10 protein-coding genes are annotated in these 10,621 nt (G+C 65.4%); 3 read left to right on the forward strand and 7 right to left on the reverse strand.

What is annotated here, in order from left to right:
- The first annotated feature begins 2 nt into the window (after window positions 1-2).
- Window positions 3-470: an NUDIX domain-containing protein gene (locus FDN03_RS02080; RefSeq protein WP_054821268.1), complete on the forward strand. Its 468-nt coding sequence runs from the start codon at window positions 3-5 to the stop codon at window positions 468-470.
- Window positions 471-550: 80 nt separating this feature from the next.
- On the opposite strand, the gene FDN03_RS02085 is transcribed toward FDN03_RS02080, so the two are convergent.
- From FDN03_RS02085 to FDN03_RS02095, 3 genes are all read right to left on the reverse strand, one after another.
- Window positions 551-1,963, reverse strand: a complete 1,413-nt coding sequence (locus FDN03_RS02085; protein WP_138173612.1) for a class II fumarate hydratase — start codon at window positions 1,961-1,963, stop codon at window positions 551-553.
- Window positions 1,964-2,078: 115 nt separating this feature from the next.
- Entirely contained in the window at window positions 2,079-2,708 is a 630-nt protein-coding gene (locus tag FDN03_RS02090) for a carbonic anhydrase (RefSeq protein ID WP_138173614.1), read from the reverse strand.
- Between the two features lie 73 nt (window positions 2,709-2,781).
- Entirely contained in the window at window positions 2,782-3,438 is a 657-nt protein-coding gene (locus FDN03_RS02095) for a DUF4245 domain-containing protein (RefSeq protein ID WP_054821267.1), read from the reverse strand.
- Window positions 3,439-3,644: 206 nt separating this feature from the next.
- Between FDN03_RS02095 and glpX the strand changes: the two genes are divergently transcribed.
- Complete coding sequence (gene glpX / locus FDN03_RS02100) at window positions 3,645-4,679, forward strand: class II fructose-bisphosphatase (RefSeq protein WP_138173619.1); 1,035 nt, start codon at window positions 3,645-3,647, stop codon at window positions 4,677-4,679.
- 124 nt (window positions 4,680-4,803) lie between these two features.
- On the opposite strand, the gene manA is transcribed toward glpX, so the two are convergent.
- From manA to FDN03_RS02120, 4 genes are all read right to left on the reverse strand, one after another.
- Window positions 4,804-6,015, reverse strand: a complete 1,212-nt coding sequence (gene manA, locus FDN03_RS02105) for a mannose-6-phosphate isomerase, class I (protein WP_171021097.1) — start codon at window positions 6,013-6,015, stop codon at window positions 4,804-4,806.
- Window positions 6,016-6,087: 72 nt separating this feature from the next.
- The gene (locus FDN03_RS02110; protein WP_138173623.1) at window positions 6,088-7,719 is read right to left on the reverse strand and encodes an LCP family protein; all 1,632 of its coding nucleotides are present in this window, start codon (window positions 7,717-7,719) and stop codon (window positions 6,088-6,090) included.
- 21 nt (window positions 7,720-7,740) lie between these two features.
- The gene (gene purE, locus FDN03_RS02115; RefSeq protein ID WP_138173625.1) at window positions 7,741-8,274 is read right to left on the reverse strand and encodes a 5-(carboxyamino)imidazole ribonucleotide mutase; all 534 of its coding nucleotides are present in this window, start codon (window positions 8,272-8,274) and stop codon (window positions 7,741-7,743) included.
- Between the two features lie 57 nt (window positions 8,275-8,331).
- The gene (locus FDN03_RS02120) at window positions 8,332-9,492 is read right to left on the reverse strand and encodes a 5-(carboxyamino)imidazole ribonucleotide synthase (protein ID WP_138173627.1); all 1,161 of its coding nucleotides are present in this window, start codon (window positions 9,490-9,492) and stop codon (window positions 8,332-8,334) included.
- A 219-nt stretch (window positions 9,493-9,711) separates the two neighbouring features.
- Here FDN03_RS02120 and FDN03_RS02125 point away from each other — a divergent pair, with 219 nt between their 5' ends.
- Window positions 9,712-10,305, forward strand: coding sequence for a GtrA family protein (locus FDN03_RS02125; RefSeq protein WP_138173629.1), 594 nt, complete (start codon window positions 9,712-9,714; stop codon window positions 10,303-10,305).
- Window positions 10,306-10,621 lie beyond the last annotated feature (316 nt).

Genomic DNA, 10,621 nt, shown 5'->3' on the forward strand with positions numbered 1-10,621 from the left:
GGATGGCTACCCCCGAATTCATCACGGCACTGCGCCACCATGTCGGCACCGCACCGCTCTGGCTGTCAGGGGTGAAAGTGGTGGTGCTCGATCAGCGTGGTGTGCTGCTGGTGCGCCGCTCGGACAACGGGCTGTGGACGCTGCCAGCCGGAATCATCGAGCCGGGGGAGGAGCCGGCAGTGACCGCGGTGCGCGAGGTGCAGGAGGAAACCGGGGTGCGCTGTGCGGTGACGCACCTGATCGGGGTGGGGGTAACCGCACCCACCCAGTACCCGAATGGGGACCAGGCCCAGTACGTGGACATCGTCTTCCGGGCCGAGGCCCTGGATGAGCTCCAGCCCCGGCCGTTGGACGGGGAGAACCTGGAAACCGCGTACTTCGCGCTGGACGCCTACCCCCAGCTGCCGCCGCTGCACGAGCGGGCGCTGCGCTGGGCCCTGGCGCCCCGGGTGGGTGGCTACTTCGGCTAAGCCCTCCTTACCGGGCCGGAACGTGAAACGGCGGCGGGCCGTCGGTGACGACCCGCCGCCGGGAGACGAAGCGGCGAAGGCTAGTGCTTGCCGGTCATCGTGGAGACATCCAGCAGCTCATCGAGCTGCTTCTCAGAAATCTCCCCGCGCTGCACAAAGCCCAGGGCGATGGTGGCCTCGCGGACGGTCAGCTTTTCGGCCACGGCCTTCTTGGCGATCTTCGCCGCGTTCTCGTAGCCAATCAGCTTGTTCAGCGGGGTCACGATCGAGGGGGACGCCTCGGCCAGGAAACGGGCGCGCTCCTCGTTCGCGGTAATCCCGTCGATCATCTTCTCGGCCATCACCTGGCTGACGTTGGTCAGCAGGCGGATGGATTCAAGCAGGTTCGCAGCCATCACCGGGATGCCCACGTTCAGCTCGAACATGCCGTTGGCGCCGGACCACGCGATGGTGGTGTCATTGCCGATGACTTGGGCGGCGGCCTGGATGGCGGCCTCGGAAATTACCGGGTTGACCTTGCCGGGCATGATCGAGGAACCGGGCTGCAGGTCCGGGATCGCGATTTCGCCCAGCCCGGTGTTCGGGCCCGAACCCATCCAGCGCAGGTCGTTGTTGATCTTCATGTAGGAAATCGCGATCGAACGCAGCACCGCGGAGGCCTCGACCAAGCCGTCGCGGTTGGCCTGGGCCTCGAAATGGTTGCGGGCCTCGGTGATCGGCAGCCCGGTGTCCTCGCTCAGGAACTTCAGCACGTGCTGCGGGAAGCCCTCCGGGGTGTTGATGCCGGTGCCGACGGCGGTGCCGCCCAGCGGGACCTCGGCCACGCGCGGAAGGGCGGCCTGGATCCGTTCGATGCCGTAGCGCACCTGGGCGGCGTAACCGCCGAATTCCTGGCCCAGGGTGACCGGGGTGGCGTCCATCAGGTGGGTGCGTCCGGACTTGACGATGTCCTTGAACTCCTCGGCCTTGGCCTCCAGCGAGGCGGCGAGCACCTCCAGCGCCGGGATCAGCTTGCCGGTCAGCGCCGCGGTCGCGGCCACGTGCACCGAGGTGGGGAACACGTCATTGGAGGACTGTGACGCGTTTACATGGTCGTTGGGGTGCACGGTGGTGGAGGAGCCGGCCTCGGCCAGGTGACGGCTGGCCAGCTCGGCGATGACCTCGTTGGTGTTCATGTTCGAGCTGGTGCCTGAACCGGTCTGGAACACGTCAATGGGGAAGTGCCCGTCATACTCGCCGCTGGCCACGGCGTCGGCGGCGGCGATGATCGCCTCGGCACGTTCCCCGTCGATGACACCCAATTCGAGGTTGGCGCGCGCGGCCGCCTTCTTTACCTGCGCCAGGGCCTTGATGTGCTCGGACTCCAGGCGCTTGCCGGAGATCGGGAAGTTTTCCACGGCACGCTGGGTCTGGGCGCGGTACAGCGCGTCCTTCGGGACCCGGACTTCGCCCATGGTGTCGTGTTCAATGCGGAAATCATCACTACTGGTCATGGCTTAACGCTACGTGCGAGGTGCATTAGGAAACAACTGTGTAGTCTAAAAATCACCCATGGTGGTGACGCGGGTCACTGTGTGGCGTGGGGTGCTTCCGCGGAACCGGGTTCGACTAGGAGATGCCGAAGCCGGAGACGATCTGCGCCTTGCCTTCGGCCAGCCGGTAGGTCACGCCCACCACCGCGGTGCGTCCGCTGTGGACCGCGTCCCCGATGATGCGCGAGCGCTCCACGAGTCGTTCGGAGGTTTGCTGGACATGCTCGACGACGGTGGAGTTCACATCAAACAGGTTGTGGCTTTCGGCGGCGAACACCGAGGGGGTGATGTGCTCGACCAGATCACGGATGAACCCCTGGGGCATGTTGCCGGTCTGGCGGGATTCCATGGCACTGGTCACCGCTCCGCAGTTGTCGTGGCCCAGGATCACTATCAGCGGGATGTTCAGCAGCTGCACCGCGTACTCCAGGGAGCCAAGGCTCGCGGTGTCGATGACGTGCCCGGCGGTGCGCACCACGAACATGTCACCGAGCCCGACATCGAAGATGATCTCCGCGGCCAGCCGGGAATCGGAGCAGCCGAAGATCACCGCAAACGGTTCCTGGGAGTGGATCAGCGACTGGCGCCGGGCCCCGTCCTGGTTCGGGTGGCGGGTCTGCCCGTTGACAAAGCGGAAGTTGCCTTCGCGCAGCAGGTGCCAGGCCTGGCGCGGGCTCAGGCGCGGTGCAAGGTGGTGTTCGAGCATGGGTGTGGTCCTTGGTGGCGTACCGGGCGGAGTCGGTGGGTGGAGTGCGGCCGGCGGGCCTGGGCTGGCGGTGCTACTTGACCTGCTGGGTGGCTACCTGGGCCAGGTTGAACAGCTGTTCGGGGGAGGTGTCGCTGGAGAGGATGAGCGTGGAGTCGCTGCGCTGGGAGATCAGGTAGCTCTGATCGTCCTTGGTCCGCTGCTCCCATTCGGCCCCACCAATGTTCAGCTTGTCGGTGGGCGTCGCGTTGTCCGTGATGGTCGCCAGCCAGCTGGCGTTGAACTGCTCATTGGAGATCTGGCGGACCCACACGAAGTCCTTCTCCTGCATCACCAGGCCAAATTCCCAGTACGAAACCTCCTGCACCTGGGAGGTCTTCCAGCGGGCAAAGTTCGCGTACTCGCCCTCACCCAGCTGCGGTGTCCATGGCTCGAAGCTCGCCTCGGGGGCCGCCTGTTCGGCGACCTGCTGCAGGTTCACTGCCCGGTCGGCCTCATCGGCCTTCTGCAGCGGGTTCAGCAGCAGGATTGGGATGACCGCCGCCACCGTGAACAGCAGTGAGAGCACCATCCCCTTGAACGTCTGGTTCGCCCGCTTGGCCTGGCTCTGGGTGAGCTGCGGCTTGTAGGGCAAATCCTCGAACGTCGCCTCGGGGTCGTTCAGGTCACGGCGCGCCGCCGGGGCGTCCGTGGGAGTGGTTTCAGGCTGCTGGTCATTGCTTGGCTGCACCCCACCATTCTCCCCGAAGCCGGCGCACAAATCGAACCAAGGTGGCCGAGGACACGCCCACCGCCCCGGCGGGGGAGGCCCCAATCCGCCCGCACGGTTCTCCCGGCGGACGGGTGTGTCAGGTGATGTCGTGTGATTCAGCCTAAAGACGGCCAAGCGATATGATGGGGATGTTTGCATAGGCGCAATACCTTACGACCGAAGCGATGGGAATTTTCGTGACCGAAAAGAACAACTTTGCCCAACTCTCTCCACGACTGTCGGTATCCGAGGCCGAACCGGACCGTAACCTGGCGCTGGAATTGGTGCGTGCCACCGAGGCCGCGGCCATCGCCTCCTCCCCGTGGGTGGGCTTCGGTGACAAGAATGCCGCCGACGGCGCGGCCGTGGACGCCATGCGCGGCCTGCTGTCCACCGTGAACTTCAACGGCGTGGTCGTCATCGGCGAGGGCGAGAAGGACGAAGCCCCGATGCTGTTCAACGGCGAGAAGCTGGGCACCGGCACCGGCGCGGAATGCGACGTCGCGGTGGACCCGATCGACGGCACCCGGCTGACCGCCCTGGGCCTGAACAACGCCCTGTCCGTGCTGGCGGTGGCCGACCGCGGTTCCATGTTTGACCCGTCGGCCGTGTTCTACATGGAGAAGCTGGTCACCGGGCCCGAAGCGGCCGAGCTGGTGGACCTGCGTCTGCCGGTGAAGCAGAACCTGCACCTGATGGCCAAGGCCAAGGGCAAGAAGATGAGCCAGATTACCGTAACCGTGCTGGACCGTCCGCGCCACGAGAAGCTGATCAACGAGATCCGTGAGGCCGGCGCCCGCGTGAAGCTGATCATGGACGGCGACGTGGCCGGCGCGATTGCCGCCACCCGTGAGGGCACCGGCGTTGATGCACTGATGGGCATCGGCGGAACCCCGGAGGGCATCGTCACCGCGTGCGCGATCAAGGCGCTAGGCGGGGTCATCCAGGGTCGGCTGTGGCCCACCGATGAGGCCGAACGCAACAAGGCCCTGGAGGCCGGCCACGACCTGGATCGCGTGCTGACCACCAACGACCTGGTCACCTCCGACAACTGCTACTTTGCCGCCACCGGCATCACCGACGGTGACCTGCTGCGCGGGGTGCGGTACAAGCACAACCGCATCCACACCCAGTCGATCGTGATGCGTTCGAAGTCCGGCACCATCCGCTTCGTCGAGGGCGAGCACGCCCAGGACAAGTGGGAAGCCTACACCCGCTAGGCTTTTCCGCCACCATCAAAGGCTTCGGCCGTTGCCCCCGGATGTTTCCGGAAGGCAACGGCCGAAGCCTTTTGCATTATGCGGGGAATGGCCCCTAGCCCTGAGGGCGGGGCCGCCCTCAGGTTTAGTCTCCTGGGGTCTGGGCGCTGGCCAGGAACAGGGTCGCGTCCGTCCCATCCAGCACCTGGGCCAGCACGGGGGAGCCGGCCGGCAGGAACACCGAGTCCCCGCGGTGCAGCTGAAGCTGCCGGCCGTCGCGCTGCAGGGTGAAGCTGCCGCCGGTGCACAGCGCGATCCCGGCCCCGTGGCAGGCCAGCTGCTGAGCCCGGCCCTCGGCAGACAGCTGCAGCACCTGCAGCTGGAATTCGTCGAAGTCCGGGGTGTACAGGGTGTTGCCCGGCCCGAGGGTCGCGCCGGACAGCGCGGTGGCTTGACCCGGCTGGGTGTGGGTGATGGCCAGCAGCTCGGGCACGTCGATGTGCTTGCTTGTCAGCCCGCCGCGCAGCACATTGTCCGAGTTGGCCATCACCTCGATGCCCACCCCGCGCAAATAGGCGTGCAGGTAGCCGGCCTGCATGCAGATGACCTCACCGGCCTTGAGGTCGACCACGTTCATCAGCAGGGTGACCAGCACCCCGGGATCCGCCGGGTAGTAGCCGGCCGCCCAGGCCAGTTCATCCAGCTGCCGGTTTTGGCGCAGCTGCGGGTGAGCGGTGATGGCGGTGACCATCTCATCGACCAGTTTCCCGATACGCTGATCCCCGCCGAGGACCAGGGCCAGCGCCTGGCCCAGCGGGTCCTCCTCCCGGTCCAGCACGTCGACCAGCTCCCGGCTGATGGCTGCGGCCGGCTCGGAGAGCCAGGGCTGCAGGCGCTGCAGGTCGGCAATGATCTGGGCCGGGGCCCGGAAGCCGCTGAGCGCCACGAAGTCGCCCAGCGCGTAGAGCATCTCAGGTTTGTGGTTTGCGTCCTTGTAGTTGCGGTGGGCGGCATCCCGCCCGATCCCGGCCTGCTCTTCACGCTCGAATCCCGCCGCGGCCTGCTCCAGGGACGGGTGCACCTGAATGGACAGCGGCTGGTCAGCGGCGAGCACCTTCATCAGGAACGGCAGCTGGCCATAGCGATCGCTGACCGCCTGGCCCAGCAACTGCGGGGTGTCGGCCAGCAGCTCATCAAGCCCCTGGCCGGTCTCGCGCAGCCGGCTGGGGTTGCCCGGGTGGGCGCCCAACCAGAGCTCGGCCTGCGGGGTCGCGTCGGTCTGCAGACCCAGCAGCGAGGAAATAGCGTCCGGCGAACCCCAATGGTAAGTGCGGATGCTGTTGTGCAGGTGAAACATGTACGTCAGCTGACCTTTCATCACGGAGAAACAAACATGTTCGGGGTTCGGTTTGGGGTGGAGGGAAATTTCTTAGGGAACCCGGCACTCGTCGTTGTTCGCCGCGATCTGGCTGATGCGCGTGGTGTAGCCGTAGCGTTCGAGCTGCACCAGGTACTCCTCGGTGATCGGGTCCCCGTTGGGCTGGGTGAATTCCTGGTCGCCGGTGGTGGACAGGGCCCGGTCGTCGCTCGGGCTGGCCGATGCAGAGGACTCGGTGGGGGTCGTGGAGGACTTCTCCTCCTTCTTGTCGTCCTTCTTGTCGTCCTTCTTCTCGTCCTTCTTTGGGTCCTTGGAGGCTTCCTTCGGCTTCTCCGGCTCGCCCTGCTTGACGATCATCTCGTCGATGCGCTGGTGGATCTTGTCGAAGTCCGGGTAGGTGGAGAAGGTGCGCTCAAAGTCAGGGGCCCCCAAGGTCAGCCGGTCAAAGGGGGTCTTGCGGGCCTTTTCGGCCAGCGAGATGAACGATCCGAGCTGGCTGGCGGGGATGTCGGTCTCCACCAGCTCCTCGCCGGCGTCCATGATCGTGGTGAATCGTGAGAGCACGTTCTGCGGGGTGATCTGGGCGATGATCGCCTGCTGCAGGCACTGCTGGCGCTTGATGCGGTGGTAGTCATCGGTGAAGTCGCGCGAGCGGGCGAACCACAGGGCCTGCTTGCCGTTGAAGTGCTTCTCGCCGGGGGAGAACCAGTGGGTGTTGATGTTGGTGCCTTCCCACTTCTTCCCGTTGTAGGGCACCCAGCCCCCGGAAATCACCTTCACGCCGCCCACCGCGTCAACGAAGGACTCAAAGCCCGCCATGTCGACCATGACGTAGCCCTGCACCTGCAGGCCGGTGGTGCCTTCCATGGCATCCATGACCGCCTGGGCGCCCACGTTCTTCACCGAGGCGGGGAAGGCATCGGCGTGATGGTCCACCGCGTCGCGGTAGATGGCGTTGAACAGGCACTCGTTGCCGCAGTCATAGCCCTTCGGCCAGGCCTTCTTCATCGGGGAGTCCGCCGCGAACTGTGCCTTTTGGAAGTTGCGGGGGATGGAGATCATCAGCGACTTGCCGGTCTTGGCGTCCACCGAGAGCAGCGCCATCGAGTCGGTGCGCACCCCGTCACGGTTATCGCCGGAGTCCGCGCCGAGGATGGCGATGTTGTAGCGCCCGTCGACCGGGTCGAAGGCCGGGCCCTCGTCGAAGACCTTGGTGATGGTCTCCCTCCCGGTGTTCAGCAGCGAGGCGCCGTAGATGAAGATGCCGCTGGTGCCGGCGACCGCCAGCACCAGGAACAGCGCCACGATCCCGCGCATGCCCGGGGCCAGCAGCTTCGGGCGGATGATCACCAGCGTGTTGATGAACATGATCAGCCAGCCCACGGCGAGCACCGAGAGCACGATGATCAGGAACAGCTGGAAGTTCGGATGCCCGGCCCAGTTCAGCAGGATCGAGTAGTCGATGAAGTAGATCGCCACGAGGGCGAGGATTGCCAGCCAGCACAGCATGGTCAGACTCACCACGAAGCGGCCCAGGCGGCGGTTGCCGGCGATCAGCTGGGCGCTTCCGGGGAACACGATGGTCAGCAGGACCAGGATCAGGGCGCGCTTGGAGCGCGCCGGCGAGGACAATGTTTCCGGTTGGCGCAGCAGGCCGGGTGCACGATGGCTGGCAGAACCCATATAGCTAGAGACTTTCCTTGATCAGGACGCGAAATTTTCGTCGGCGACTTCAGCACGCAGGGCGGCGCCCTTGGCGTGCGCTGAATCGCGCAGGGAGTCCGCGAATTCAAGCAACTTATTTTGTAACGTGCGGGCGTGTTCGTCGGTTCCCGCCGCGAGCATGCGCACGGCCAGCAGCCCGGCGTTGCGGGCCCCGCCGATGGAGACGGTGGCCACCGGCACGCCGGCGGGCATCTGCACGATGGACAGCAGCGAGTCCATCCCGTCCAGCTTGGCCAGCGGGACCGGCACGCCGATCACCGGCAGCGGGGTCACCGAGGCGAGCATGCCCGGCAGGTGGGCGGCGCCGCCGGCGCCGGCGATGATGATGCGCAGGCCGCGTTCGTGGGCCTTCTTTCCGTACTCGATCATCTCGCTGGGCATGCGGTGCGCGGAGACCACGTCGGCTTCGAAGGGGATGCCGAACTCGGTCAGGGCCTGGGCGGCCAGGCGCATGACCGGCCAGTCGGAGTCCGAACCCATCACGAGGCCGACCACGGGGGCAGAGGTTGTCATTCGTTGCTTCCTTGAACTTGTCTTGGGGTGGCCCAGGCCACCACCACTAGGCATAGGCTATGCGTTTTGCTTCACGCCGTCACGGATCAACGCGGCCACCATCTCGGCGCGCTGACGCAGTTCATCAACTGTTTGCCCGGTGTTGGCCACCACGTTCACGTGCCCGATCTTGCGTCCGGGGCGCACGGACTTGCCGTAGGCATGCACCTTGACCTCTGGCGCAGCACCCAGTGCGGCGGAGAAGGCGGAGTACAGGTCCTGGTTTTCTCCACCGAGGTAGTTCTTCATCACGGTCAGGCCCAGTTCGCGGGTTTCGCCCAGCGGCAGGTCCAGCACGGCGCGCAGGTGCTGCTCAAACTGGCTGGTGATCGAGCCGTTCATGGTCCAGTGCCCGGTGTTGTGCGGGCGCATCGCCAGCTCGTTGATCACAAAGCCGGCCCCGCTGCCGGGGGTCTCGAACAGCTCCGCGGCCATTACGCCGGTGACGCCGAACTGTTCGGCGATGCGCAGCGCCGCGGCGGCTGCGGCCTCGGCCACGGCCGGATCGATGTCCTGGGCCGGGGCGATGACCTCATCGCACACCCCGTCCACCTGGATGGTGTGCACCACCGGCCACGCCTTGGCCTGGCCGGAGGGGGTGCGGGCCACCAGTGCGGAAAGCTCGCGGGAGAAGTTGACCTTGTCCTCGGCCAGCAGCGCGCCGTTGGCGAACCAGTCGGCCGCATCGCGGGCGGCCTGGGCATCGTCCAGGACACGCACGCCCTTGCCGTCGTAACCGCCGCGCGGGGTCTTCAGCACGATCGGCCAGCCGATCTCGTCGCCGAAGGCGATCAGTTCCGCAACGTTCTCCACCTTGGCCCAACGCGGGTTGGGCAGGCCCAGCTGCTCGATGGCCTGGCGCATCACAAGCTTGTCCTGCGCATGGATCAGGGCCTCGGGGCGGGGCTGGATGTTCACCCCTTCGCTGATCAATGTGCTCAGGTGTTCATTGGGCACGTGTTCGTGGTCGAAGGTGACCACGTCCAGGCCCTTGGCGAAGTGACGCAGCGTATCCAGGTCCTTGTAATCACCCACGGGGGCGTCGGGGACGCTGCGGGCCGCCGAGACGTCCTCGGCCTCGGCCAGCACATGTAGTTCGAAGCCAAGATTCAGGGCCTCGGGGGCCATCATGCGGGCCAACTGCCCGCCACCAATTACACCAATTTTCGGAAAGCTCACCCCTCTAGGGTAGCGAAACTCTGGCTCCCGCCCGTTCCCCCGAGCCCCGGCAAGCGCCCATCCACGGTCATTTATCAGGAAAAGCCGATATTATGAACTGTTTGTATCAAGGGATAAGACAGCTAAATCTGCCAGAATCGCCATCTGTGTGATGTAGGTTCTGGCCCGTGGCAGCGCACCGTGAACGGTGGAGGCGGGCCGCGGCACGTCTGGAGGAAAATGTTCGAACGCATCAGCGTCAAGATCCGTGGACTGGTTTCCACGCTTTGGCGGGAAGTGGCGAAATTCGGTGTCGTCGGCGGGGCCGCTTTTGTGGTCGACTCCGCGATCTATTTGTGGATGCTCTCGGGCCCCATGAGCGATTCGCCGGTGAAGGCCAAGATTGTTGCTGGTGTGGTCGCGACGTTGTTCTCCTGGGTGGCCAACCGCTACTGGACCTTCCGCCACCGCCGCCAGGCGAACGTGGTGCGGGAACTGGTGATGTTCCTGGTCATGAACGCCATCGGCCTGGGCATCGCGGCGGCCTGTGTGTGGGTGACCAAGTACATGCTCGGCTTGACCGACACCACCAGCGTATTCATCGCCGGTTCGGTGGTCGGGCTGATCCTGGGCACCATCTTCCGCTTTTTCGCCTACAAGTTCTGGGTCTTCGGCGGGGAACGCACCGAAATCCTGCCCGACACCGAGCCGGCCCTGGTGGGTGCCGCCTCCTCCGAACCGGAAGTCATGGCCGTTCGTTCGCAGGGCGCGCCATCCAGCACCGTGGGGCCGGACACCGGAAGCATCGGGCTGAGCCGACCAGAATCGGCCTAGCGTCCACTGTCACCATCCACGTGATGATGGGCAAGGTGCCCGCCCCGCAGTACGCGGCGGCGGGCACCTTGCTTTCAACCGTTTCGGGTCTCGTGGCCGGCCGTAGCCCTAGTTGTTCTTCCCACGGAGGTTGTGGGCAACGGCGCGTTGTGTGAGAAGAGGTGAGGACCTCCGGTATCGATATGGGTAACCACACTCATCTCGAATCACACGAAGGTCCTCATGTCTTACATTACTCATGCCCGCGCTTCGCTGACACCGCAGGGCCGACTGAAAATGGTCCTGCTGGTCATCAACGAGAAATGGACGCAGGCGC

Source organism: Glutamicibacter sp. V16R2B1, assembly GCF_005774635.1.
Classification (GTDB): domain Bacteria; phylum Actinomycetota; class Actinomycetes; order Actinomycetales; family Micrococcaceae; genus Glutamicibacter; species Glutamicibacter creatinolyticus.

What these genes read in the sequence shown, in the direction of transcription:
- FDN03_RS02080 (WP_054821268.1), top strand. Translation starts at nt 3, where the DNA reads ATGGCTACCCCCGAATTCATCACGGCACTGCGCCACCATGTCGGCACC.
- FDN03_RS02085 (WP_138173612.1), bottom strand. Translation starts at nt 1,963, where the DNA reads ATGACCAGTAGTGATGATTTCCGCATTGAACACGACACCATGGGCGAA.
- FDN03_RS02090 (WP_138173614.1), bottom strand. Translation starts at nt 2,708, where the DNA reads ATGCTCGAACACCACCTTGCACCGCGCCTGAGCCCGCGCCAGGCCTGG.
- glpX (WP_138173619.1), top strand. Translation starts at nt 3,645, where the DNA reads ATGGGAATTTTCGTGACCGAAAAGAACAACTTTGCCCAACTCTCTCCA.
- manA (WP_171021097.1), bottom strand. Translation starts at nt 6,015, where the DNA reads ATGTTTCACCTGCACAACAGCATCCGCACTTACCATTGGGGTTCGCCG.
- FDN03_RS02110 (WP_138173623.1), bottom strand. Translation starts at nt 7,719, where the DNA reads ATGGGTTCTGCCAGCCATCGTGCACCCGGCCTGCTGCGCCAACCGGAA.
- purE (WP_138173625.1), bottom strand. Translation starts at nt 8,274, where the DNA reads ATGACAACCTCTGCCCCCGTGGTCGGCCTCGTGATGGGTTCGGACTCC.
- FDN03_RS02125 (WP_138173629.1), top strand. Translation starts at nt 9,712, where the DNA reads ATGTTCGAACGCATCAGCGTCAAGATCCGTGGACTGGTTTCCACGCTT.